This window comes from Kitasatospora sp. NPDC058492 (assembly GCF_042720685.1).
Taxonomy (GTDB): domain Bacteria; phylum Actinomycetota; class Actinomycetes; order Streptomycetales; family Streptomycetaceae; genus Kitasatospora.
In genome coordinates, this window is record NZ_JBHXMU010000024.1 from 77,876 (window position 1) to 102,317 (window position 24,442).

The window sequence follows — 24,442 nt, forward strand, 5'->3', positions numbered from 1 at the left end:
CTCACCTCACTGCTCACCTCACTGCTCACGCCACCGTTCGCACCCCTGCTCACGCCGCACCTCCGATCAACGACAGGAACGCGTCCTCCAGCCGCCGCTGCGGCCCGGCGCTCTCCACCGGCACGCCGAGGCGCACCAGTTCGGCCAGCAGTTCGTGCGCCGCCAGCCCGTCCAGGCGCACCAGCAGCCCGCCCTCGACGGCCTCCGCCGAGCCGACCCCGGCCAGCGCGCCGACCTTCTCGACGACCGACCCGGGCTCGTACCCGGCGGGCACCCCGAGGAACAGCAGCTCGCCCGCGCCGACGATCTCGCCGACGGCGCCGGTGGTGATCAGCCGCCCGCGGTCCATCACCACCAGGTCCGTGCAGCTCTGCTCGACCTCGGCGAGCAGGTGGCTGGAGACGATGACGGTACGGCCGGCGGCGGCGTACCGGATCATCACCTCGCGCATCTCGCGGATCTGCGGCGGGTCGAGCCCGTTGGTCGGCTCGTCGAGGATCAGCAGGTCCGGCATCCCGAGCATGGCCTGGGCGATGGCGAGCCGCTGCCGCATGCCCTGCGAGTAGGTCCGCACGGCGCGGTCGAGCGCCTCGCCGAGACCGGCGATGGCCAGCGCCTCGTCGAAGCGGGCGTCCTCCTCCGGCCGGCCGGTGGCCTGCCAGTACAGCCGCAGGTTGGCCCGGCCGGTGAGGTGCGGCAGGAAGCCCGCGCCCTCGACGAAGGCGCCGACCCGGGAGAGCACCGGCGCACCGGGGCGCACCAGGTGGCCGAAGATCCGGATCTCGCCCGCGTCGGGCCGGATCAGGCCCATCAGCATCCGCAGCGTGGTGGTCTTGCCGGCGCCGTTGGGCCCGAGCAGGCCGAGCACCTGCCCCTGCTCCACCCGGAAGCCCAACTCCCGTACGGCGTAACGGTCCTGGGCGCCCTTGTAGCGCTTGCTCAGGCCGGTGATCTGCAACGGCACCCCGGCCAGCGCCGGGTCGTACGCCGGCCCGTCGCCCGCCCCCCGCCGACGGCGGCGCAGCAGCCGGGGCGACAGCACCAGGCCCAGCGCCACCACGACGGCCGCCAGCGGCAGCAGCCAGGTGCGCGCGGGCAGCGGCGTGGCCTCGGTGACGAGTTCGTCGTCGGTCGGCACGGTGAGCGCCCCGGCCGGCGCGACCCGGTAGGTGGCGGGCTCGACGGGCGAGGCGTACGCGAGGTCGGTGGCGGCCAGGACGAGCCGCAGCCGGTGCCCGGCGGCGAAGGTGTGGTCGACGGCGGGCAGCGCGACCGTGACGGTGCGGCCCGCGTCGGCGCCGGTGACCCGCAGCGGGGCGGCGAGCTGCTGCGGGAGCACGGCCTTGCCGTCCGGGCCCACGTCGTACAGCTTGGCGAAGAGCACCGCGTCCGGCCGGTCGGCGTGCACCTGGACGGGCACGGTGGGCTGCCCGGTCAGGTGCAGCGGCTGGCCCAGCGGCGCGGAGTCGAAGGCGGCGTGCTGGCCGGGGAAGTCGAGCGACAGCCCGGCGCCGAGCGAGGCGGCCTGGCTGAGCGCCCCGATCCCGGGCAGCGTCGAGATCCCGGGCGGGGCGCCGCCGGGCGGGTTGGCGATGGTCTGCTCACCGCCGGCCAGTTCGACGCCGTGGGAGCCGGTTCCGCCCAGGCCCGGGTAGCGGTCGGCGGAGGCGCCGCGCAGCACGGCCTGGAAGCCGGTGGAGTCGACGCCCCCGGTGCGGGTGACCCGGAACGCGGGGCCGGTGTCGTCGCCCTGCCCCTTCAGGTAGTGGTCGAACCAGGCGGTCACCCGGTCGTCGACCCGGGCGCTGGTGTCGGTGCCGCCGTCGTGCCCGCCGGCGAACCAGTCCACCGAGACGGGCGCGCCGTTGGCCGCGACGGCCCGGGCGATCCGGTCGCCCTGGTCGAGCGGGAACAGCGAGTCCTGCTGGCCCTGCACGACCAGGGTGGGCGCCTTGAGCTGCGCGGCCACCGAGGACGGGCTGGAGCGGTCCAGCAGTGCGACGGCCTCCGGGTCGGCGTGCCCGGCGGTGGCGACCCGGTCGTACATCTGGCAGAGCGACTCCAGGAACCGCCCGCAGCCGACCGGCCCGCCCGCGGCGTCGCCGCCCTGCCCGGAACCGCCCTGCCCGGAACCGCCCTGCCCGGGAGCGCCCTGCCGCGGCCCGGCCCCGCCGCCGCGCGGCGCGCCGCCGGAGGGGCCGAGGTCGCCGGCCGCGCCGGTGGTGAAGAAGATCCCGGCCCAGAGCTTCTTGAACACGCCGTCGACGGCGCCCGAGCCCTGCACGCCCTGCGGGAACAGCGCGTCGGCCAGGTTCCACCAGGTGATCTGGGTGGCCACCGCGTCGATCCGGTGGTCGTACGCGGAGGCCAGCAGCGAGACGGCGCCGCCGTACGAGGCGCCGGTGATGCCGACCCGGGGGTCGCCGGGCCCGTCGAGCTGCACCTCGGGCCGCTGGGCCAGCCAGTCCACCAGGTGCTTGACGTCCTCGACCTCGCGGTCGGGCGCGTTGAGGCCGATCTTCCCGCCCGAGTGCCCGAAGCCGCGCGCCGACCAGGTCAGCACCGCGTAGCCCTGCCGGGCCAGCTGCTGGGCGCGTTCGCGCTCGCCGTCCTTGGAGCCGCCGAAGCCGTGCGCGAGCAGGACCGCCGGGCGCGGGGTGGTGCCGGTGGTGAAGAAGGAGGTGTCCACCTGGACCTGCTGGTCACTGCCGGGGGTCTCCGGCATGGCGAGGAAACGGTCCTCCTGATGGACCGCCGGCTCACCGCCGGACGCCACCGTCGCCGTACCGACCCCGGCCACCACCACCAGGGCCACCGCACCGGCCACCACCCTGCGCCGCACCGTCGTACCCCGGCTGCGCCACCGGCGCCACGCCCCACCGAACTCCATGGGGGCTGATCGTATCCGCCCCCCGGGTAGGCGTCCGATAAGGCCACCGCCGAAGCCGACGCTTGCGCCCCGTTCACCCCGTTGCGTCCGGGTACCGCACGGGAAAACGGAGATCCCCGCACCCCCTCAGGGGCACGGGGATCCGCACGGCCGGGCCCGAAGCCCTACAGCACCCGCGTCATCGTCCGATGCGGTATCCCCGCGGACTCGTACACCGGGCCCTCGGCCGTGTACCCCAGCCGCTCGTAGAACCCCAGCGCCCCCACCTGCGCGTGCAGTTCCACCTCGACGGCCCCGCGGTCGAGCCCGGCCGCCTCGATCGCCCGCACCAGCTGGGCCCCGAGCCCGGTCCCCCGGGCCGCCGACACCACCGCGAGGCGTCCGAGCAGCACCCGGCCCTCGACACCCCCGGTGAGCTTCAGCGCCTGCTCCCCGAAGATCAGCCGTGCGGTCCCGAGCGCGGTCCCGTCCGCCGCCACGGCCAGCAGGTGCACCGAGGTCGCGTCGTACTCGTCGTACTCCAGTTCCTCCGGCACGTGCTGCTCGACGATGAACACCTCGCGCCGCACGTCCCGCACCAGAGTCAGGTCCGCGGCGCCCGCCGCGGTCCGGATGGCCGCCGTCATCTCAGCTCTCCGACGAGATGATGTCGAGCGCCTTGCGCAGGTCGGGCGAGTACTCGCTGGAGAACTCGACCCACTGCCCGTCCGCCGGGTGCTCGAAGCCGAGCGACACGGCGTGCAGCCACTGCCGGGTCAGCCCGAGCCGCTTGGCCAGCGTCGGGTCGGCGCCGTAGGTCAGGTCGCCCACGCAGGGGTGGCGCAGCGCGGACATGTGGACCCGGATCTGGTGGGTGCGCCCGGTCTCCAGCTTGATGTCGAGCAGCGAGGCCGAGCGGTAGGCCTCGACCAGGTCGTAGTGGGTGACGGACGGCTTGCCGTCCTTGGTCACGGCCCACTTCCAGTCCGAGCTGGGGTGCCGTCCGATCGGCGCGTCCACGGTGCCGCTCAGCGGGTCCGGGTGCCCCTGCACGAGGGCGTGGTAGCGCTTCTCGGTGATCCGGTCGTGGAACTGCCGCTTGAGGTCGGTGTACGCGCGCTCGGACTTGGCGACGACCATCAGCCCGGAGGTGCCGACGTCGAGCCGGTGCACGACGCCCTGGCGCTCGGCGGCGCCGGAGGTGGAGATCCGGTAGCCGGCCGCGGCGAGCCCGCCGATGACGGTGGTGCCGGTCCAGCCGGGGCTGGGGTGCGCGGCGACGCCGACCGGCTTGTCGACGAGCACGATGTCCTCGTCGTCGTGGACGATCCGCATGCCCTCGACCGGCTCGGCGATGATCCGCACGGGGGCGGCGGGGGCGGGGATCTCGACCTCCAGCCAGGAACCGGCGGTCACCCGGTCCGACTTTCCGGCCACGGCGCCGTCGAGCGTCACCTTGCCGTCGGCGGCCAACTCGGCGGCCTTCGTCCGGGAGAAACCGAACATCCGGGCGAGGGCGGCGTCGAGGCGCTCGCCCTCCAGGCCGTCGGGTACGGGGAGGCTGCGGATCTGCGCTGCGGTACTCACCCGTACGAGTATGCCGGAACCGCGGCCCTCCGCCGCCCGCCCGACCGCCCGGGGCCCCTGCTACTCGGTCTTGCCGCCCTGCTGGTGGACGGTGCCGTCCGGGTTGCTGCCCCGGAAGGAGAGCAGCACGACGAGGATTCCGCCGCAGACGATCGCCGAGTCGGCGAGGTTGAAGACCGCGAAGTGCTGGACGGAGATGAAGTCGACGACGTGCCCGCGGAAGACGCCCGGCGAGCGGAACAGCCGGTCGGTGAGGTTGCCCAGGGCCCCGCCGAGCAGCAGCCCGAGCGCGATCGCCCAGGGCAGGCTGTACAGCCTGCGGGCGATCCGCCAGATCACCACGATGACGGCCGAGGCGATCATCGTGAAGACGACGGTCAGCGCCTGCCCCATGCCGAAGGCGGCGCCGGAGTTGCGGATGACCTGGAAGGTGACGACGTCCCCGATCACCTTGATCGCCGCGTGGTTCTCCAGCCGGGCCACGACCAGCAGCTTGCTGCCGAAGTCGATCAGGAAGGCGAGCAGCGCGACGACCATCAGCACGCCGATCCGCCGACGGCCCTTCGGCGCCTCCGCCGCGGCCGGGGCGGTCGCCTCGGCGGGCTCGGCAGGCTCCGCGGGCTCGGTGGGCTCGGCCACGGCCACCTCCACGGCTTCGGCGGGGGTCGGGACGGCGTCGTCCCGCGTCTGGGGGGAACCTTGCGTACTGATGATCCGCTCCGCTGCCGATGGAGCTCCCCCGGTTGGAGGTGGGGGAGGGTGGGCCCATGGTCGCCGTACCGGACACCTCCGAACCGGACGTGTCCCAAGGATTCAGGCGACGTTACGGGGTCGAGCGTACGGCAAGCCCGACCCCCTGCGCCGCCCCGGTCGGCCGCGTCAGCGGCGTTCCTGCTTGGCCTTGCACTGCACGCAGAGCGTGGCCCGGGGGAAGGCCTGCATCCGGGCCTTTCCGATGGCCTGCCCGCAGGACTCGCAGGTGCCGAAGCCGACGCCCTCCAGCCTGGTCAGGGCCCGCTCGGTCTGGGCGAGGCTGTCCCGGGCGTTGTTGGCGAGCGCGAGTTCGCTCTCCCGCGAGATGTTCTTCGTACCGGCGTCCACCTGGTCGTCACCGGCTCCGTCGTTGGAGTCACGCATCAGGCCGGAGATGGCCGCCTCGGCGGCGTCGATCTCGTTCTGCAGCCGCTCCAGCTCGCTGATGAGCTCGGTGTGCAGCTCGTGGACCTCGTCGGTGGTCCACGGGTCCTCGCCGGGCCGGACCGGCAGCGTGGCCGGGTCCACCGACTCGGCGCCGCGCGGCACGGTGACGGTGTCGGTGCTGCTCTTCTGCCGTGCGGTAGTGGTCACGGTCCCCTCCCCTGGATCGGCCGCCACGGCCTTGCGTGCCCGCTTGGTGGCGGTACCCGCGCCGGTTGCCTTCTCAGCCATGGCTTCGACCCCATCTACGAACGAATCGAGCCGCCGGTTCCCGGCGGCCTCCAGTGCCGGAACGATAATCCCGATCAAAACCGGTCACAACATGACATTCCGACGCCCCATGATGATCCCACCCAGGCAGCCGCCCCAGCCGCCACGCCCCGCGCGCTGACCAGACTTGTGCCCAGATCACCCCCGCCTAACCACCACCGCCGCCGGCCCCGGAGCGCCCCGGCCGTCCACCGCGGGGAAAAACGATTTGGACAAACCGACTCACCCGGCCGATACACTGGCCCTGCAAGGCGCAGATGGGACGAGTACCGACGTACGCAGCCACCAGCGACCCGGGGACGGTGCGAGCCCGGGGGTGTGCACGGCGGGAAGATCACCCCGGAGCCGCCGGAAGAACGGCCGCCCGCCACCGCGCGGGCCGGCCCACTAGACCCGGCAGCAAGCCCAAACAAGAGGGCCGCAGCAGCACCGCGGCCAAGGAGGGTGGTACCGCGGGGCGGCTCGCCGTCTCGTCCCTCCGTCGGATCCCGTTCACATCCGCCGGAGGTATGACGCCCGCGATGAGCACCTACAACTCCGTCCCCGCACAGGTGGACCTGCCCGCCCTCGAACACCAGATCCTGTCGTTCTGGCAGGACAACAAGATCTTCCAGCGCAGCCTGGAGCAGTCCGAGGGCCGCCCCGAGTGGGTCTTCTACGAGGGCCCGCCGACCGCCAACGGCATGCCCGGCGCCCACCACATCGAGGCCCGCGTCTTCAAGGACGTCTTCCCCCGCTTCCGGACGATGAAGGGCTACCACGTCGCCCGCAAGGCCGGCTGGGACTGCCACGGCCTCCCGGTCGAGCTCGCCGTCGAGAAGGAGCTGGGCTTCTCCGGCAAGCAGGACATCGAGGCGTACGGCATCGCCGAGTTCAACGCCAAGTGCCGCGAGTCGGTGACCCGCCACACCGACGCCTTCACCGAGCTGACCACCCGCATGGGGTACTGGGTCGACCTCGACGAGGCCTACCGGACGATGGACCCGTCGTACGTCCAGTCCGTCTGGTGGTCGCTCAAGCAGATCTTCGACAAGGGCCTGCTGGTCCAGGACCACCGGGTCGCCCCCTGGTGCCCGCGCTGCGGCACCGGCCTGTCCGACCACGAGCTGGCCCAGGGCTACGAGACCGTCGTCGACCCCTCGGTCTTCGTCCGCTTCCCGCTGACCAGCGGCCCGCTGGCCGGCCGGGCCGCGCTGCTGGTCTGGACCACCACCCCGTGGACCCTGGTCTCCAACACCGCCGCCGCCGTCCACCCGGAGGTCACCTACGTGGTGGCCACCGACGGCGAGGAGAAGCTGGTCGTCGCCGAGCCGCTGCTCGCCAAGGCCCTCGGCGAGGGCTGGGAGGCCACCGGCGAGTCCTTCACCGGCGCCGAGATGGAGCGCTGGGCCTACCGCCGCCCGTTCGACCTGGTCGAGATCGAGAACGCGCACTACGTCCTCAACGCGGACTACGTCACCACCGAGGACGGCACGGGCATCGTCCACCAGTCGCCCGCCTTCGGCGCGGACGACCTCGCGACCTGCCGCAAGTACGGCCTGCCGGTGGTCAACCCGGTCCTCGCCGACGGCACCTTCGCCCCCGAGGTCCCGCTGGTCGGCGGCCAGTTCTTCAAGAAGGCCGACGAGGCCCTGGTCGCGGACCTCAAGGAGCGCGGCCTGCTCTTCCGCCACCTCCCGTACGAGCACAGCTACCCGCACTGCTGGCGCTGCCACACCGCGCTGCTCTACTACGCGCAGCCGTCCTGGTACATCCGCACCACCGCGGTCAAGGACGCCCTGATCCGGGAGAACGAGGCCACCAACTGGTACCCGGAGACCGTCAAGCACGGCCGCTTCGGCGACTGGCTGAACAACAACATCGACTGGGCGCTCAGCCGTAACCGCTACTGGGGCACCCCGCTGCCGATCTGGCGCTGCGAGGAGGGCCACCTCACCTGCGTCGGCTCGCTGGCCGAGCTCTCCGAGCTCACCGGCACCGACCAGAGCGAGCTCGACCCGCACCGCCCGTACATCGACGACGTGACCTTCGCCTGCCGCGAGTGCGGCGGCGCCTCGACCCGGGTCCCCGAGGTCATCGACGCCTGGTACGACTCGGGCTCGATGCCCTTCGCCCAGTACGGCTACCCGTACCAGAACAAGGAGCTGTTCGAGAAGCGCTACCCGGCGCAGTTCATCTCCGAGGCGATCGACCAGACCCGTGGCTGGTTCTACACGCTGATGGCGGTCGGCACCCTGGTGTTCGACAAGAACAGCTACGAGAACGTCGTCTGCCTGGGCCACATCCTGGCCGAGGACGGCCGCAAGATGTCCAAGCACCTGGGCAACATCCTGCAGCCGATCCCGCTGATGGACCAGCACGGCGCCGACGCCGTCCGCTGGTTCATGGCCGCCGGCGGTTCGCCCTGGTCGGCCCGCCGGGTCGGCCACGGCACCATCCAGGAGGTGGTCCGCAAGACCCTCCTCACCTACTGGAACACCGTCGCCTTCCAGGCCCTGTACGCCCGCACCGCCGGCTGGTCCCCCTCGGCGGCCGATCCGGCCCCGGCCGACCGCCCGCAGCTGGACCGCTGGGTGCTCTCCGAACTGAACACCCTGGTCCGCGAGGTCGACGCCGCCTTCGAGGCGTACGACACCCAGCGCGCCGGCAAGCTGCTGTCCGGCTTCGTCGACGACCTGTCCAACTGGTACGTCCGCCGCGGCCGCCGCCGCTTCTGGCAGGGCGACGCGGCCGCGCTCGCCACCCTGCACGAGGCGCTGGAGACGGTCACCCGCCTGATGGCCCCGATGACCCCGTTCATCACCGAGCAGGTCTGGCAGGACCTGGTCGTCCCGGTCGCCGCGGACGCCCCGGCCTCGGTCCACCTGGCCACCTGGCCGCAGGCGGACGAGTCGCTGATCGACGCCGACCTCTCCCGGCACATGGCGCTGGTCCGCCGCCTGGTGGAGCTCGGCCGGGCCACCCGCGCCGAGTCCGGCGTGAAGACCCGTCAGCCGCTGTCCCGCGCGCTGATCGCCGCCCAGGGCTGGGACGAGCTGCCCGCCGACCTGCGCGCGCAGATCGCCGAGGAGCTCAACGTCTCCACCCTGGAGTCGCTCGCCGAGGTCGGCGGCTCGCTCGTCGACACCAGCGCCAAGGCCAACTTCCGCGCCCTGGGCAAGCGGTTCGGCAAGGGCGTGCAGGACGTCGCCAAGGCGGTCGCCGCCACCGACGCCGCCCGCCTGGCCGCCGAACTGCGCGCCGACGGCGAGACCTCGGTCGAGCTGAACGGCGAGCAGGTCGCCCTCTCCCCGGACGAGGTGATCATCACCGAGACCCCGCGCGAGGGCTGGGCCGTCGCCAACGAGTCCGGCGCCACCGTCGCCCTCGACCTGGCCATCACCCCGGAGCTCAAGCGGCTCGGCGTCGCCCGCGACGCCATCCGCCAGATCCAGGAGGCCCGCAAGAACTCCGGCCTCGACGTCGCCGACCGGATCGTCCTGCGCTGGCGGGCCACCACCGAGGAGACCGCCGAGGCCATCGCCGAGCACGGCCCCCTCGTCGCCGAGGAGGTCCTGGCCACCGACTTCGCCGCCGGCACGGCCGACTGGGACTCCGAGACCTTCGCCGACGAAGCCCTCGGCCTCGCCTTCCAGCTCCGCAAGGCCTGACCCGCTCCGAAGCCGCCGTCACCCCGCCCGGGGCGACGGCGGCTTCGCCGTACCCGCGCGCCCCTGAAGTGGCGTCACCACCCCGCGCGCGCCCATCCCCCGCCCCCGTCCGCACCACAGCAGAGCGCCCCCTGTTCGACCCGTGGGTCGGACAGGGGGCGCTCTCAAAAGGCCGTGCTACAACCTCAGTTGTCGCCATCCTCGTCGATCAGGAAGCCCCGCATCGGCGCCGGAGCCTGCTGCATCGGCTGCGGAGGCTGCGGGCGGACGGCCGCCATCGGCTGCGTCATCCCGGCCGGCTGCATCTGCGGCGCGCCGGTGTTGCCACCGGACGCCTGGCCGCCGAAGCTCGGCGCCGGCGGGTTGCCGCCGAAGGAGCTCTGCCCACCGAACGACGGCGCGTTGCCGCCGAAGGCCGGCTGGTTGCCACCGAAGGCCGGGGCACCGCTCATCGCACCGGCACCGGCCGGAGCCATCGACGAGGCCGCCGGCGGCAGCGACGCGGTGGCGGGGATCCGCGGCGGGGCGAGCGAGTCGTCGGCCTGCGACTCCAGCTGGCGCAGCTGGGTCTCCAGGTACGACTTCAGGCGCGTCCGGTACTCGCGCTCGAACGCCCGCAGGTCCTCGACCTTGCGCTCCAGCGTGGCGCGCGCGGACTCCAGCGAGCCCATCGCGACGCGGTGCTTCTCCTGCGCGTCCCGCTCCAGGGCGTCGGCCTTGGCGCGGGCGTCGCGCTCCAGGCCCTCGGCGCGGCTGCGGGCCTCGCCGACGATCTTGTTGGCCTCGGAACGGGCCTCCGAGATCGCCTGGTCGGCGGTCTGCTGAGCGAGCGCCAGAACACGGGCGGCACTGTCGCCACCGGGGCCCTGCTGCTGCATGGGGGCGCCGAGCGGGCCGCCCATCTGCTGCTGCGGCGGGCCGCCCATGGGGCCACCCATCGGCTGCATCTGCTGCTGCTGGCCCATGCCCTGGCCCATCGGGTTGCCCATCTGCTGCGGACCACCGGGGCCGCCCATGGGCTGGAGCATCTGACCGCCCATCGGCTGCACCAGCTGCTGCTGGCCGCCCATGGTCTGGTTCATCTGCTGCTGCTGGCCGCCCATCTGCTGGGGGCCGGCGGGGAGCTGCGGGGCGCCGGAGGGCAGGCCGAGCGGCTGGTTGCCCATCTGCTGCTGCTGCGGGCCGCCCATCTGCTGCTGCTGCTGCGGACCACCGGGGCCCATCTGCTGCTGCTGCGGACCGGGGCCCTGCTGGCCGGGAACCGGCGGGCCGGATATGGCGGCCGGAACGGGGGCGCCGGAACGGGCGTCCTGCGGCGGCTCCTTCCGCATGTTCGCCTGGTTCTGCGCGGCGGCGCGAGTCGCGGCGGCCAGCTTGGCGCGCAGGTCCTCGTTCTCGCGAAGCAGGCGGGTCAGCTCTCCTTCGACCTCGTCGAGGAAGGCATCGACCTCGTCCTCGTCATAGCCTTCGCGCAGGCGGACGGTCGTGAACTGCTTGTTCCGAACGTCCTCGGGGGTCAATGGCATCTCTTCACCTCAACGTGATCGTCGGCACACCGGCATCCTGTCGCATCGCTCACCTACGACTAGGGCCGCACAAGCGAGATCAGGACATACACAATGATCATCAGTACGAAGAAGGACAGGTCGAGCGCCACGCCCCCGAAACGCAACGGCGGAATGAACCGCCGAAGAAGCTTGAGCGGCGGATCCGTGACAGTGTACGTGGCCTCCAGGACCAGGACCATGGCCTTGCCGGGCCGCCACGAACGCGCGAACTGGAAGACCCAGTCCATGACCAGTCGCACAAGCAGGAACACCAGGAAGACGGTCAGGGCGTAGTAGAGCACCGCCCACACGATGTCCATCGCGTTTCCCTCTCCCCGGTTCCGGGCCCTCGGGCCCGCCGCTCGTCACCTGTCGCTAATCCACTGTTGATCAGATCCACACGTAAAGTCGTGGCCGGGTCAGCTCTGGTTGAAGAACCCACCCTCGGCGATCCGAGCCTTGTCCTCCGCCGTGACATCGACGTTAGCAGGCGACAGCAGGAACACCTTCTGTGTCACGCGCTCGATACTGCCGTGCAGACCGAAGACGAGTCCAGCGGCGAAGTCTACGAGTCGCTTCGCGTCGGTGTCGTCCATCTCGGTCAGATTCATGATCACGGGGGTCCCGCCACGGAACTGTTCCCCGATGGTACGGGCCTCGTTGTAGGTTCGCGGGTGCAGCGTGGTGATGCGGTAGGGCTCTCGTTCGTTCACTACCTTGGGCATGATCACCGGGGCGCTCTTCTCCAGGTTGTGGCGGCGTTCGGGTGTGATGGACGACACGGGGGCCATCCTCGGGGTCTCCTGCCGGATCGGCACCGCGGCCGGAACCGGCTGCGGGGTGATCGAGGAGACCGGGGCGGGCGCGGCGGCCGGCCGGGGGATGTCCTCGGTCCGCTGTCCCGTTCGAATCGGCTCGGGGTCCGCGTCGTAGTCGTCGTCAGGGTCGTACCCCTGACCGTCGTACGTCTCGTCCTCCACGAGGCCGAGGTAGACCGCCATCTTGCGCATTGCGCCGGCCATGCTCCTGTCTCCTCCGCTCATAGCCACCTCGCTGGCGCTCGGTGGCGGCTTCGCGAAACGCGCACCTTCCGATGGTCGCTCGCTCTGCTCGCTCCGTGCGGACCGGCTCCGTCCCGGCGGCCAGGCCGTGCGGCCCTGCCTGCGGATTCCGCGGTCCACCCACGACGGCCCGTCAGGCCGACGGCCGGTCAGAGTTCTTGGGGTGGGGGCCGCGGAGCTGCGATCCACGGTTCGCTAGCGCTCCGAGGAGCTGCTAGATTCTGTCCTATTTTGTCCTGCAGTCTGATCTACTACCCGGTGACGTTACCTGAGGGGTGACCTCACTCCGAGTACCGCCGTTCCGACGCGCACATGTGTCGCCCCGGCGGCAATCGCCTGCTCAAGGTCACCGCTCATCCCTGCGGAGACCATGGTGGCAGCAGGATGGGTCGTGCGTACTGCGGTTGCGATTTCCGTCAGCCGCTCGAAGGCGCGGAGCGGGTCCCCGGCGAGCGGACCGGCCAGCGGAGCGACGGTCATCACACCGTCCAGCCGCAGGCCGGGCGTGTCGGCGATCGCGTCCGTGAGTTCCGCGACATCCTCCGGGGCGACTCCGGCCCGGTGGGCCCCCTCGCCGTGCTCCTTGTCCAGGGCCACCTGCACCAGGCAACCCAGCTCCGGGCGCTCGGACTTGAGCACCGCCGCGGAGAGCGACCCGACCAGCCGCAGCCGGTCCACCGAGTGCACGTGGTTCGCGTACCGGACGACCGAGCGGACCTTGTTGGTCTGCAGCTGTCCGACGAAGTGCCAGTCAAGAGGAAGGTTTCTGCACTGCTCTGCCTTGGGCGCGGCGTCCTGGTCCCGGTTCTCCGCGACATCCGTCACACCCAGTCCGGCCAACAGCGCGGTGTCCTCGGCGGGGTAGGTCTTGGTGACGACGACCAGGGTGACCTCGTCGCGCGGCCGTCCGGCAGCCGCACAGGCGTCGGCGATCCGCCGCTCGACCACGTCGAGGTTGGTCCCCAGCTCCTCGTACCGGGCCCGCTGCCCCTCCGTCAGGGTCTCCAGCCAGCTCTGGTCGGGAAGGCCGCCGCGACTCCCCGGGAACGGTCCGTAGATGTCGTTCGTCATCAATGATCAGAGCCCAACCAGACGTAGCTCGCGAGCCGGCCGGTGCGCTGCTCGCGGCGATAGGAGTAGTGGTCCGCGGATTCGAGGGTGCAGACCGGTGACCGCACCAACTCGGTGACCCCGGCGGCGGCCAGCTGGGCCGCGACCCCCTCGGCCACGTCCAGCGCCGGCGTTCCCCAGGAGGTCTCGGCGAACGCGGCGGGCACCACCGCGGCGACCTCCGCCCGCAGGCCGGCCGGCACCTCGTAGCACCGACCGCAGACCGCCGGGCCGGTGGCCGCGGCGATCCGGCCGGGTTCGGCCCCCAGTTCGACCATCGCCCGCACGACCGCGGGCACCACCCCGGCCGCCAGCCCGGGCCGGCCCGCGTGGGCCGCGCCCACCACGCCCGCCACCGGATCGGCCAGCAGCACCGGGGTGCAGTCGGCGGTCAGGACGGCGAGCGCGAGCGGCCGGTCGGTGACCACCGCGTCCACCGTGGGGGCGTCCCCCGGCGACTGGCGCTGCGTCACCACGGCGACCTGCGCACCGTGCACCTGGTTCATCCAGACCACGTCGGCCGGGTCGAGCCCGAGCTCCCCGGCGGCGATCGCCCGATTCTCCCGGACGGTCTCCGGGTCGTCCCCCACCGCCCCGCCGAGGTTGAGCTCCCCGTACGGCGAAGTGCTCACCCCGCCCCACCTGTCGGTGAAGGCGAAGTGAGCACCCGCGCGTACGGCGTGATCGATCACTTAAGGAAATCCGGGACGTCGAGCTCCTCCGCCGGGCTCTCGACGTACGGCTGCCGGACCGGCTGCACCTGCGGCGGCACCGGGGCGGCGGTCACGGTCTCGGTGGCGCGCGGCGAGGCGTGGGTCTCCCCCTCCGAACGGGAGGTCACCGAGCCGATGCTCCCGTAGGACGGCCGGGTGGCCGGGCGCTCCGGGGCGGCCGGCGGCGTGGCCGCGGCGGGGGTGGCCTTGACCACCGGGTCGCGGACGATCGCCGGCGGCTGCCCGCCGTCGAAGCCGGCCGCGATGACGGTGACCCGGACCTCGTCGCCGAGCGCGTCGTCGATGACCGCGCCGAAGATGATGTTGGCCTCGGGGTGCGCGGCCTCGCTGACCAGCTGGGCCGACTCGTTGATCTCGAACAGGCCGAGGTCGGAGCCGCCCGAGATGGAGAGCAGCACGCCGCGGGCGCCGTCGATCGAGGCCTCCAGCAGCGGCGAGGAGATCGCCATCACGGCGGCCGCCTTGGCGCGGTCCTCGCCGCGGGCCGAGCCGATGCCCATGAGCGCCGAACCGGCCTCCGACATGACGGACTTGACGTCGGCGAAGTCGAGGTTGATCAGGCCGGGGGTGGTGATCAGGTCGGTGATGCCCTGGACACCGGAGAGCAGGACCTGGTCGGCCGAGCGGAACGCGTCGAGCACGCTGACCTGGCGGTCCGAAATGGACAGCAGCCGGTCGTTGGGGATCACGATGAGGGTGTCGACCTCTTCGCGCAGGCTCGCGATGCCGTCCTCGGCCTGGTTGGCGCGGCGGCGGCCCTCGAAGGTGAAGGGCCGGGTGACCACGCCGATGGTCAGGGCGCCGAGCGAACGGGCGATGTTGGCGACCACGGGCGCGCCGCCCGTGCCCGTGCCACCACCCTCACCCGCGGTGACGAAGACCATGTCGGCCCCCTTGAGGACCTCCTCGATCTCCTCGCGGTGGTCCTCGGCGGCCTTGCGGCCGACCTCGGGGTTGGCGCCGGCGCCGAGGCCCCGGGTGAGTTCACGGCCCACATCGAGCTTGACGTCGGCGTCGCTCATCAGGAGGGCCTGCGCATCGGTGTTGATCGCGATGAACTCGACGCCCTTGAGACCGACCTCGATCATCCGGTTGATGGCGTTGACACCACCGCCGCCGATTCCGACGACCTTGATGACTGCGAGGTAGTTCTGCGGTGCTGCCACGTCGAAGGCCTCTCGCCTCGAATTTCCGGGTCGGTCCGACCCGACGGGGGATCGTACCGACGGATGTCGATGGGTAGGGAGCCTGGTTTCTGACTGAATGTCCGAAATGCCGACCGCCGACCCCAACCCTAAACTTGACCTTTAGGGTTAGTCCTGTGCCTCCGTCACATCACCAGGGGGCACAGTCTGGTGACACAGGACACTAGGTGGCTCCAGGCACGTGTTTCAACGAACACGCCGAGCTTCCCCTTTTCTTTTGAGCCTATGTGATCATCGGCCGGCATATGAAACCGGGGTGACCACCAAGGGTCGGGCCGACACTTCACAGCGTCAACCCCTCCCTCAGGCACAGAACCTACCGGATCATCCCGACACCGCCGGCGCCTCCGGCGCACTCACGTCGAAGTTCGAGCCCTTCTGAGCCATCAACGCGACCAGTGTCCGGGCCTTGCGATCGGTCTGCTCCGGGCTCCCCCAGCGCACCGTCGCACCCCCGCTGAGCTGCAGCTGAATATCGTCGTACGAGTGCACCAGCACCGCTCCGGCCCGCTTCGCCACCTCGGGCGGCAGTCCGGCGGCCACCGACACCGCGCCCTGCACCAGCTGCGCACGGGAGATCACCCCGTCCGCGTCCTTCGCCTGCTGACTGAGCCGCAGTTCCACTACCGGCACCCCCTCCGGCGGGGCCGCCTCGGTGGCGAAGCTCACGCCGACGGCGTCCACCTGGGTGAACTGACCGTCCTCCCCCTTGACGGCCGCCACCGCCGTGCGCTGGACGACCTTCACCCGCAGGGTGTGCGGCCAGCCCCGCCACACCTCGGCCTTCGCCACCCGGGGGATCGCCTCCACCCGGCGCTGGACGGCGTCCAGGTCCACTCTGGCCAGCGGGCCGTCACCGATCCCGCCGATCGCCTCGCGGACCTGGTCCGCCGTCAGCTTCTCGTCCTTCGGCCCCTGGACCGCGACCTCGCGCACGTCCAGCACCGAGGAGAAGAACACCACCCAGGCCAGCACGCCCAGCACCGCGGCGCCGAGCACGCTCAGCACCACGATGCCCCGCCGGGAGAGCCGGAGCCGAGGAGCGGACTCCTCGGCCTCCAGCTCTTCCTCCAACGGGTCGGCGAGCCGGCCGTCAGCCACGGCGGCGACCGCCGCGGGAGGCCTGGATCGCCTCGTAGACCATGCCGACCAGCAGGTCGTCGGCGTCCCGGCGGCCGAACTCGGCGGCGGCCCGGCTCATGTCCCACAGCCGCTGCGGGTCGGTGAGCACCGGCAGCACGTTCTGCAGCACCCAGTCCGGGGTCAGCTCGGCGTCGTCCACCAGCAGGCCGCCGCCGGCCTTGACCATCGGCTGGGCGTTCAGCCGCTGCTCGCCGTTGCCGATAGGCAGCGGGACGAACGCGGCGGGCAGCCCGACGGCGGCCAGCTCGGCGACGGTCATGGCACCGGCCCGGCAGAGCATCAGGTCCGCCGCCGCGTAGGCGAGGTCCATCCGGTCGACGTACGGCACCGCGCGGTACGGCGGCATCCCGGGGATGTCCTCGACCTGCGGCAGCTCGTTCTTCGGGCCGACGGCGTGCAGGATCTGCACGCCGTACTGCTGGAGCCGCGGGGCGATCGCGGTGACCACCTCGTTGAGCCGGCGCGCGCCCTGGGAGCCGCCGGAGACCAGCAGGGTGGGCAGCCGCTGGTCGAGGCCGAAGTAGTGCCGGGCCTCCGGCCTGGCGGCGCCCCGGTCCAGGGTGGCGATGGTCCGGCGCAGCGGAATGCCGATGTACCGGGAGTCGCGCAGCTTGCTGTCCGGCGTGGAGACCGCGACGAAGTCCGTGTAGCGGGCGCCGATCTTGTTGGCCAGGCCCGGACGGGCGTTCGCCTCGTGCACCACGATCGGCACGCCGGCCCGCTTGGCGGCCAGGTAGGCGGGCATCGCGACGTAGCCGCCGAAGCCCACCACGGCGTCCGCGTTGACCCGCTCGATGATCTCCTGGGCGGCCCGGACGGTGCCGCGCAGCCGGCCGGGGACGGTGATCAGCTCGGGGGTGGGCTTGCGGGGCAGCGGGACGGCCGGAATCAGCTCCAGCTGGTAGCCGCGTTCCGGCACCAGCCGGGTCTCCAGTCCGCGCTCGGTTCCCAGGGCGGTGATCCCGATGGACGGGTCGTGCCTGCGGAGGGCGTCCGCGAGGGCCAGCGCCGGCTCGATGTGACCGGCGGTCCCCCCGCCGGCGAGTACGACATGCACCGAAATTCACCGCTCCCTGCGTGCCGGCCCCGGGGCCGGGCGCGCTGTGGTTCGTCGTCGTGGCAGCACCCGGGCCAGTCGTCTCCTGATCCGGGAGTTCTTGCTCCGGGCGGCCAGCGCCGCCTTCGCGCCCGAGGTGCTGCGCGCCAGGCACAGCAGCACTCCGATCGCGGACATGGCCGACAGCATGGCGGAACCGCCGTAGGAGAACAGCGGGAGCGGGACGCCCGCGATGGGCAGCAGTCCCAGCGCCGACCCCAGGTTGATCATGGCCTGCGCCATGATCCAGGTGGTGGCGGCTCCCGCGGCGTACCTGACGAAGGGGTCCTTCGTACCGATGGCCACACGGATACCCGCGTAGCCTAGTGCCGCGAAGAGACCGATCACCGACAGCGTCCCCACCAGGCCCAGTTCCTCGCCGGTCGCGGCGAAGATGAAGTCGGTGTGCGCCTCGGGCAGCTGGCCCCATTTCTCCACGCCGGCACCGAGGCCGGTGCCGAAGCCTCCGCCGAGCGCGAACGAGTAGACGCCGTGCAGCGCCTGGAAGCAGGCCCCGTCGGGGTCGGGCTTGGTGACGCCGATGCAGCCCAGGCGCTCCGCCCGGTGCGGGACGCTGATCACCAGCGCGGTGCAGACGACCACGGCCACCCCGACGGTGGCCACGAACAGCCGCAGCGGCGCGCCGACCATCCAGAGCATCGCGAACAGCATCGCCACCAGGATCATCGAGGTGCCCATGTCGCCGCCGAGCATGATCAGCGCGAGCAGCAGCAGGGCGCCCGGCACCAGCGGGACGAGCAGGTGCTTCCAGGTGGTGAGGGTGCCGGCCTTCTGCTTGCGGGCGAGCAGGTCGGCGCCCCAGAGCACCAGCGCGAGCTTGGCGAACTCCGAGGGCTGGAACTGGAAGAAGCCGAAGTCCAGCCAGTTCTGGTTGCCGTTGATCCGCACCCCGATGCCGGGCACGGCGACCAGCGCGAGCGCGCCGATCACCCCGAACATCACCGGGTAGACGATCACCCGCAGCACCGCCAGCGGCACAGAGGCGAAGCCGATCAGCAGGACCAGGCCGAGGATGGCCGCGATCAGCTGCTTGAGGAAGTAGTACTGCGCCGAGTGGTGCTGGCCCAGGGCGAGGATCTGCGAGGCCGAGAAGACCATCATCAGGCCGAGCACCACCAGCAGCAGCGTCGTGCCGATGACGAGCAGGTAGGGCGTGAGCGGCCGGTCCAGCCAGTACCGCACCCGGTACCGGAAGGCCCGTACCCGGGCCAGCGGTCCGGCCGACTTGTACTTGGTCGTGGTGGCCGAGATCACGCGCCACGGCTCGGCGGCCTCCCGCTCCGGTGCTCCGGAACCCGCCCTGCCCTGCCCAGCCACTCCCCGCTCACTCTCTCTTCACGGCTCACCCGCCGCCGGGCCGCTTCGGCCCGGCACGGCCCTTCGGCTCACTCCCCGCAGTCCGCCAGCTGCCGGACCGCGGCGGCGAAGAGGTCGCCGCGCTCGCCGTAGTTGGTGAACATGTCCATCGAGGCGCAGGCCGGTGCCAGCAGCACCGTGTCACCCGACCGGGCGAGCGAGGCGGCCGTCCGGACGACCTCCGCCATCGCCACCGCGCCAGTCTGGCCCTCGGCCGCCTCGATCACCGGGACATCCGGAGCGTGTCGCTCCAGCGCCTCCCGGATCAGCGCGCGGTCCTCGCCGATCAGCACGGCCGCGCGCAGCCGCCCGGCGGCGCCCTGGACCAGGTCGTCGAAGGTCGCGCCCTTGGCCAGGCCGCCGGCGATCCAGACGACCGGCCGGTAGGAGGCCAGCGAGGCGGCGGCGGCGTGGGTGTTGGTGGCCTTGGAGTCGTCGATGTAGGTGACCTCGCCGACCACGCCGACCTCGGCGATCCGGTGGGCGTCCGGGCGGAAGGCCCGCAGGCCCTCCCGGACGGCCTTCGGCTCGACGCCGTACGCCCGGGCCAGCGCCGCCGCGGCGAGCGCGTTGGCGACGTTGTGCGGGGCCGGCGGGTTGACGTCCTCGACGGCGCCCAGCTCGGCCGCGTTCTTGGCCCGGTCGGCCACGAACGCGCGGTCCACCAGCAGCCCGTCGACCACGCCGAGGTTCGACAGGGCGGGCGCGCCGAGGCCGAAGCCGATCGCCCGGCAGCCCTCCTCGACGTCGGCCTCGCGGACCAGCGCCTCGGTGGCCGGGTCGGCCAGGTTGTACACGCAGGCGACGGTGTTGCCCTGGTAGATCCGGCCCTTGTCGGCGGCGTACGCCTCCATCGAGCCGTGCCAGTCGAGGTGGTCGGGGGCCAGGTTGAGCACGACCGCCGAGTGCGGGCGCAGCGAGGGCGCCCAGTGCAGCTGGTAGCTGGAGAGCTCGACGGCGAGCACGTCGTAGGGCTCCTCGGCGAGGACCGCGTCCAGCACCGACACCCCGACGTTGCCGACGGCAGCGGTGCGCTTGCCTGCTGCGGTGAGGATCGAGGCGAGCATCTGGACGGTGGTGGTCTTGCCGTTGGTGCCGGTGACGGCCAGCCAGGGGGCGGGCTCGCCGGTGGCGGGCAGCGGCCGGCGCAGGCGCCAGGCGAGTTCGACGTCGCCCCAGACCTCGATGCCGGCCGCCGCGGCGGCGGCGAACAGCGGGCGGTCGGGCGCCCAGCCGGGCGAGGTGACGACCAGCCGGGTGCCCTCGGGCAGGCTGTCGCCGTCGCCGAGGCGGACGGTGACGCCGAGCGCCTCCAGCTCGGCGGCCCGGGCGGTCAGGCCCGCGCCGCTGCCGCCGTCCACCACGGTGACGTGGGCGCCGAGGCCGTGCAGGACGCGCGCGGCGCTGATGCCGGAGACGCCGAGCCCGGCGACGACGACGGGCAGCTTCACGAACTGCGAATTGATCAACTGGGGGTTCGTCATCCGGTCCGGTATCCCGCGTAGAAGAGGCCGAGGCCGACGGCCACGCAGAGTCCCTGGATGATCCAGAACCGGACCACGACCAGGACTTCGCTCCAGCCCTTGAGTTCGAAGTGGTGCTGCAGTGGCGCCATCTTGAAGACGCGCTTGCCGGTCATCCGGAACGAGCCGACCTGGATGATCACCGACAGGGTGATGATCATGAAGAGGCCGCCGAGCAGGATCAGCAGCAGCTCGGTGCGCGAGCAGATCGCCAGGCCGGCCAGGGCGCCGCCGAGGGCGAGCGAGCCGGTGTCGCCCATGAAGATCTTGGCGGGCGAGGTGTTCCACCAGAGGAAGCCGAAGCAGGAGCCCATCAGGGCGGCGGCGACCACCGCGAGGTCCAGCGGGTCGCGGACGTCGTAGCAGCTGACGGTCGCGGTGACGGAGTAGGCGCAGCTCTGCCCGTACTCCCAGACGCCGATGAAGGTGTAGGCGCCGAAGGCCATCACCGAGGCACCGGTGGCGAGGCCGTCCAGACCGTCCGTCAGGTTCACGCCGTTGGAGGTCGCGGCGATCATGAAGTAGGCGAAGATGACGAACAGCACGGGGCCGATCGACCAGCCGTAGTCCCGCACGAAGGACAGGTGCTGGGACGCCGGGGTGAGCCCGCGGTCGTCGTGGAACTGCAGCGCCAGCACGGCGAAGGCCAGGCCGACGATGGACTGGCCGGCCAGCTTCGCCTTGGCCCGCAGACCGAGCGAGCGGCGCTTGACCACCTTGATGTAGTCGTCCAGGAAGCCGACCAGGCCCAGACCCGCCGTCAGGAAGAGCACCAGCAGGCCGGAGGCGGTCGGGCTCTCGCCCGTTATCGCCTTGGTCCCGAAGTAGGCGATCAGGGTCGCCAGGATGAAGGCGATGCCGCCCATGGTGGGCGTGCCCTTCTTGCTGTGGTGCGCCTTCGGCCCGTCGTCACGGATGTACTGGCCGTAGCCCTGTCGGGCGAGCAGCTTGATCAGGGCGGGGGTGCCGGCCAGCGACAGGATCAGGCCGATCATGCCGGAGAAGAGGATCTGCTTCATTACGCGGCCACACCGTCCGAGAGGAGGGCCTCGGCCACCTTCTCCAGCCCCACCGAACGGGACGCCTTCACCAGGACCACATCCCCCGGCCGAAGTTGACTGCGCAGCAGCTCGACCGCCGCGTCCGCGTCGGACACCAGCACCGACTCCTCACCCCACGAACCTTCGTTCCTCGCGCCGAGTTCCATGCAGGCCGCCTCGCGTCCACCGACCGCCACCAGCTTGGTGACGTCCAGTCGGACGGCGAGCCGCCCGATGGCGTCGTGCTCGGCCAGGCTCTCCTCGCCGAGCTCCCGCATCTCGCCGAGCACCGCCCAGGTGCGGCGGCGCTCCGGGCCGCGTCCCCCCATCGAGACCAGCGCCCGCAGCGCGGCCCGCATCGAGTCGGGGTTCGCGTTGTAGGCGTCGTTGACGACGGTGACACCATCGGCCCGGTCGACGACCTCCATGCGCCAGCGGGACAGCGCACCCGCTTCGCCCAGGGCGGTCGCGGTGTCGTCGACGGACATCCCGAGCTCCACCGCCACCGCAGCGGCGGCGAGGGCGTTCGAGACGTGGTGCTCACCGTACAGGCGCAGCTGCACGGACGCGGAACCGGCCGGGGTGGTGAGCGTGAAGGACGGCCGTCCGGCGGCGTCCAGCTGAACGTTCGTCGCCCGGACGTGGGCGTCCGGGGATTCCCCGAACAGGACCACCTTCGCCCTGGTACGGCTGGCCATCGCGCGCACCAGCCGGTCGTCCGCGTTGAGGATCGCGGCGCCGTCGGCGGGCAGCGCCTCGACGAGTTCGCCCTTCGCCTCGGCGATCGCCTCCTGCGAGCCGAACTCGCCGACGTGCGCGGTGCCGACGTTCAGCACCAGGCCGATCCGGGGCGGCGTGATCGTGGTGAGGTACTCGATGTCGCCCTTGTGCCGGGCGCCCATCTCCATGACCAGGTGCCGGGTGCCGGGCTCGACCCGCAGCGCGGTCATCGGGTGGCCGATCTCGTTGTTGAGCGAGCCGGGCGGGTAGACCGTGTCGCCGATGCGCTGCAACAGCTGCGCGATCAGGTCCTTGGTGCTGGTCTTGCCGGCCGAGCCGGTCAGCGCGACGACGGCGGTGCCCTCGGCGCGGGCGACCACGGTCCGGGCCAGCTTGCCGAGCGCGTCCACCACACTGTCGACCAGGACGGCGGGCACGCCGACCGGGTGGTCGGCCAGCACCGCGACGGCGCCGGCCCCGACCGCGACGGCGGCGTAGTCGTGGCCGTCCACGTGCTCGCCGACGAAGGCCGCGAACAGGCCGCCGGGGCGCACCTTCCGCGAGTCGACCTCGACCGGGCCGGTCACCAGGGCGCCGGGGTCGGCGCCGTCCAGGGTGCCCCCGACTGCGGCGGCCACCTCGGCGAGGGTCAGTGCGATCACTGCTGCTCTACTCCTCGGTCGCCCCGGGCGGCCGTGGTCTGCGTGATGGATTCGCGCAGCACCTCCCGGTCGTCGAAGGGGCGGATCTCGTCTCGTACGTACTGGCCAAGTTCGTGGCCCTTGCCGGCCACCAGCACGGTGTCCCCGGCGTGGGCGCGGGCGACGGCGATCCGGATCGCCTCGGCCCGGTCGGGGACGACCAGGACGGTCCCGCGCTCGGCCTCGGGCACCGCTGCGGCGCCGGTCAGCATGCTGGCGAGGATCGCCAGCGGGTCCTCGCTGCGCGGGTTGTCGCTGGTCAGCAGGGCGGTGTCGGCGAGCCGGGCGGCGATGGCGCCCATCGGGCCGCGCTTGTGCGGGTCGCGGTCTCCGCCGCAGCCGACGACGACGTGCAGCCGGCCCTTGGTGACCTCGCGCAGCGAGCCGAGGACGGCCTGGAGGGCATCCGGCTTGTGCGCGTAGTCGACCACGGCGACGAACGCCTGTCCGGCGTCCACCCGCTCCAGCCGGCCCGGCACGCCGGGCACCGCGGCGACGCCGGCCACGGCCCGCTCCAGCGGCAGGCCGGCGGCGACCAGCAGGGTGATCGCGGCGAGCGCGTTGGCCACGTTGAACGGGCCGGGCAGCGGCACGGCCGCGTCGGCCTCGGCGCCGTCCGGGCCGAGCACCCGGAAGGTGGAGCCGACCGGGCCGAGCTGGACGTCCACGGCCCGCCAGTCGGCCTCGACGGCGCCGGTGGCGGAGAAGGTGGTCACCGGGATCTTGGCCTCGGCGGCCAGCCGGCGGCCGTACTCGTCGTCCACGTTGACCACGCCGTGGCGGGACTTGCCGGGCTGGAAGAGCCGGGCCTTCGCCTGGAAGTAGTCCTCCATGTCCGGGTGGAAGTCGAGGTGCTCGGGGGTGAGGTTGTTGAACAGGGAGACGTCGTACGTCACCCCGTCGGTGCGGCCGTAGACCAGCGCGTGGCTGGAGACCTCCATGGTCACCGCGTCCGCGCCGCGCTCGGCCATCACGCCGAGGATCGCGTGCAGGTCGGTGGCCTCGGGGGTGGTGCGCTCGCTCTTGATCCGCTCGTCGCCGACCCGCATCTCGACGGTGCCGATCACCCCGGGGGCGCGTCCGGCGCCGAGCAGGCCGCCCTCGACCAGGTAGGAGGTGGTGGTCTTGCCGTTGGTGCCGGTCAGCCCGATCATCAGCAGCCGCTCGGAGGGGCGGCCGTAGACGGCGGCCGCGAGCTCGCCCATCCGGGCCCGCGGCCGGTCGACGACCAGCAGCGGCAGGCCGGTGCCGGCCGCCAGCTCGGCGCCGGCCGGGTCGGTGAGCAGCGCCGCCGCGCCCGCCGCCGCGGCCTGGGCCGCGAAGGCCGCGCCGTGGTGGTTGGCGCCGGGGAAGGCCACGTACACATCGCCGGGGCGCACCGCCCGGGAGTCGTGGGTGACGCCGCTGACGAGGCCCCCCTCGACGGGGTCGAGGCCCAGCTGGCGGGCCAGTTCGGCGAGCGGCAGGGCGGCGGTCCCGGCCGGGCGGGGCGGACTCACGGTGATTTGATCGGGTTTCGGCACGGCGGGAAGGCTATCCGCCGAAGGGTGTCCAGGGCCAAACCGGCCCTTCGCCGCGCCGCCGTCCGGCCCGACCCGCTCGTTGCTCATGC

General features: G+C 72.3%; 19 protein-coding genes. 1 reads left to right on the forward strand and 18 read right to left on the reverse strand.

Going from position 1 to position 24,442, the window contains the following annotated elements:
• Positions 1-49: 49 nt before the first annotated feature.
• The 5 genes from ACFWPI_RS18065 to ACFWPI_RS18085 form a co-directional block, all read right to left on the reverse strand.
• Entirely contained in the window at positions 50-2,890 is a 2,841-nt protein-coding gene (locus ACFWPI_RS18065) for an alpha/beta fold hydrolase (protein WP_380372132.1), read from the reverse strand.
• A gap of 164 nt (positions 2,891-3,054) precedes the next feature.
• Positions 3,055-3,516, reverse strand: a complete 462-nt coding sequence (locus ACFWPI_RS18070) for a GNAT family N-acetyltransferase (RefSeq protein ID WP_063347227.1) — start codon at positions 3,514-3,516, stop codon at positions 3,055-3,057.
• 1 nt (position 3,517) lies between these two features.
• Entirely contained in the window at positions 3,518-4,456 is a 939-nt protein-coding gene (locus tag ACFWPI_RS18075) for an RluA family pseudouridine synthase (RefSeq protein ID WP_063347228.1), read from the reverse strand.
• A gap of 60 nt (positions 4,457-4,516) precedes the next feature.
• On the reverse strand, positions 4,517-5,170 hold the full coding sequence (gene lspA, locus ACFWPI_RS18080; protein WP_079135530.1) for a signal peptidase II: 654 nt from the start codon (positions 5,168-5,170) through the stop codon (positions 4,517-4,519).
• Between the two features lie 165 nt (positions 5,171-5,335).
• Positions 5,336-5,803 (reverse strand): TraR/DksA family transcriptional regulator, encoded by a 468-nt coding sequence (locus tag ACFWPI_RS18085; protein ID WP_244293330.1) that lies wholly within the window; start codon positions 5,801-5,803, stop codon positions 5,336-5,338.
• A gap of 641 nt (positions 5,804-6,444) precedes the next feature.
• On the opposite strand from ACFWPI_RS18085, the gene ileS reads away from it, so the two are divergent.
• Entirely contained in the window at positions 6,445-9,573 is a 3,129-nt protein-coding gene (gene ileS, locus ACFWPI_RS18090; RefSeq protein ID WP_380372137.1) for an isoleucine--tRNA ligase, read from the forward strand.
• 185 nt (positions 9,574-9,758) lie between these two features.
• Here ileS and ACFWPI_RS18095 read toward each other — a convergent pair whose 3' ends face one another.
• From ACFWPI_RS18095 to ACFWPI_RS18155, 13 genes are all read right to left on the reverse strand, one after another.
• The gene (locus ACFWPI_RS18095; protein ID WP_063347231.1) at positions 9,759-11,099 is read right to left on the reverse strand and encodes a DivIVA domain-containing protein; all 1,341 of its coding nucleotides are present in this window, start codon (positions 11,097-11,099) and stop codon (positions 9,759-9,761) included.
• A gap of 59 nt (positions 11,100-11,158) precedes the next feature.
• On the reverse strand, positions 11,159-11,440 hold the full coding sequence (locus tag ACFWPI_RS18100) for a YggT family protein (protein WP_063347232.1): 282 nt from the start codon (positions 11,438-11,440) through the stop codon (positions 11,159-11,161).
• A 99-nt stretch (positions 11,441-11,539) separates the two neighbouring features.
• The gene (locus ACFWPI_RS18105; RefSeq protein WP_031071810.1) at positions 11,540-12,142 is read right to left on the reverse strand and encodes a cell division protein SepF; all 603 of its coding nucleotides are present in this window, start codon (positions 12,140-12,142) and stop codon (positions 11,540-11,542) included.
• Positions 12,143-12,445: 303 nt separating this feature from the next.
• The gene (locus ACFWPI_RS18110) at positions 12,446-13,252 is read right to left on the reverse strand and encodes a YggS family pyridoxal phosphate-dependent enzyme (RefSeq protein WP_079135532.1); all 807 of its coding nucleotides are present in this window, start codon (positions 13,250-13,252) and stop codon (positions 12,446-12,448) included.
• On the reverse strand, positions 13,252-13,983 hold the full coding sequence (gene pgeF, locus ACFWPI_RS18115; protein ID WP_363368413.1) for a peptidoglycan editing factor PgeF: 732 nt from the start codon (positions 13,981-13,983) through the stop codon (positions 13,252-13,254). The genes ACFWPI_RS18110 and pgeF overlap by 1 nt, the downstream gene beginning before the upstream one ends.
• Positions 13,980-15,191: a cell division protein FtsZ gene (ftsZ, locus tag ACFWPI_RS18120; protein WP_063347233.1), complete on the reverse strand. Its 1,212-nt coding sequence runs from the start codon at positions 15,189-15,191 to the stop codon at positions 13,980-13,982. The genes pgeF and ftsZ overlap by 4 nt, the downstream gene beginning before the upstream one ends.
• A 363-nt stretch (positions 15,192-15,554) precedes the next feature.
• On the reverse strand, positions 15,555-16,331 hold the full coding sequence (locus ACFWPI_RS18125; RefSeq protein ID WP_380372143.1) for a cell division protein FtsQ/DivIB: 777 nt from the start codon (positions 16,329-16,331) through the stop codon (positions 15,555-15,557).
• Positions 16,324-17,430 carry an undecaprenyldiphospho-muramoylpentapeptide beta-N-acetylglucosaminyltransferase gene (gene murG / locus ACFWPI_RS18130; protein ID WP_363368408.1) on the reverse strand — a complete coding sequence of 369 codons (1,107 nt, stop codon included), beginning with the start codon at positions 17,428-17,430 and terminating at the stop codon, positions 16,324-16,326. The genes ACFWPI_RS18125 and murG overlap by 8 nt, the downstream gene beginning before the upstream one ends.
• Before the next feature lie 6 nt (positions 17,431-17,436).
• Positions 17,437-18,744 (reverse strand): putative lipid II flippase FtsW, encoded by a 1,308-nt coding sequence (gene ftsW / locus ACFWPI_RS18135; RefSeq protein WP_380372147.1) that lies wholly within the window; start codon positions 18,742-18,744, stop codon positions 17,437-17,439.
• A gap of 131 nt (positions 18,745-18,875) precedes the next feature.
• Positions 18,876-20,330, reverse strand: coding sequence for a UDP-N-acetylmuramoyl-L-alanine--D-glutamate ligase (murD, locus tag ACFWPI_RS18140; RefSeq protein ID WP_380372149.1), 1,455 nt, complete (start codon positions 20,328-20,330; stop codon positions 18,876-18,878).
• Positions 20,327-21,388: a phospho-N-acetylmuramoyl-pentapeptide-transferase gene (gene mraY, locus ACFWPI_RS18145; RefSeq protein ID WP_063347238.1), complete on the reverse strand. Its 1,062-nt coding sequence runs from the start codon at positions 21,386-21,388 to the stop codon at positions 20,327-20,329. Before mraY ends, murD begins: the two co-directional genes overlap by 4 nt.
• A complete protein-coding gene (murF, locus tag ACFWPI_RS18150) occupies positions 21,388-22,791 on the reverse strand; it encodes a UDP-N-acetylmuramoyl-tripeptide--D-alanyl-D-alanine ligase (RefSeq protein ID WP_380372153.1) in 1,404 nt (467 codons plus the stop codon). The genes mraY and murF overlap by 1 nt, the downstream gene beginning before the upstream one ends.
• On the reverse strand, positions 22,788-24,440 hold the full coding sequence (locus ACFWPI_RS18155; protein ID WP_079135533.1) for a UDP-N-acetylmuramoyl-L-alanyl-D-glutamate--2,6-diaminopimelate ligase: 1,653 nt from the start codon (positions 24,438-24,440) through the stop codon (positions 22,788-22,790). The genes murF and ACFWPI_RS18155 overlap by 4 nt, the downstream gene beginning before the upstream one ends.
• Between the last annotated feature and the right edge of the window lie 2 nt (positions 24,441-24,442).

Coding starts and splice junctions, on each gene's coding strand:
- ACFWPI_RS18065 (WP_380372132.1), bottom strand. CDS start 2,890: ATGGAGTTCGGTGGGGCGTGGCGCCGGTGGCGCAGCCGGGGTACGACG.
- ACFWPI_RS18070 (WP_063347227.1), bottom strand. CDS start 3,516: ATGACGGCGGCCATCCGGACCGCGGCGGGCGCCGCGGACCTGACTCTG.
- ileS (WP_380372137.1), top strand. CDS start 6,445: ATGAGCACCTACAACTCCGTCCCCGCACAGGTGGACCTGCCCGCCCTC.
- ACFWPI_RS18095 (WP_063347231.1), bottom strand. CDS start 11,099: ATGCCATTGACCCCCGAGGACGTTCGGAACAAGCAGTTCACGACCGTC.
- ACFWPI_RS18100 (WP_063347232.1), bottom strand. CDS start 11,440: ATGGACATCGTGTGGGCGGTGCTCTACTACGCCCTGACCGTCTTCCTG.
- ACFWPI_RS18105 (WP_031071810.1), bottom strand. CDS start 12,142: ATGGCCGGCGCAATGCGCAAGATGGCGGTCTACCTCGGCCTCGTGGAG.
- ACFWPI_RS18110 (WP_079135532.1), bottom strand. CDS start 13,252: ATGACGAACGACATCTACGGACCGTTCCCGGGGAGTCGCGGCGGCCTT.
- murD (WP_380372149.1), bottom strand. CDS start 20,330: ATGACGAACCCCCAGTTGATCAATTCGCAGTTCGTGAAGCTGCCCGTC.
- mraY (WP_063347238.1), bottom strand. CDS start 21,388: ATGAAGCAGATCCTCTTCTCCGGCATGATCGGCCTGATCCTGTCGCTG.
- ACFWPI_RS18155 (WP_079135533.1), bottom strand. CDS start 24,440: ATGAGCAACGAGCGGGTCGGGCCGGACGGCGGCGCGGCGAAGGGCCGG.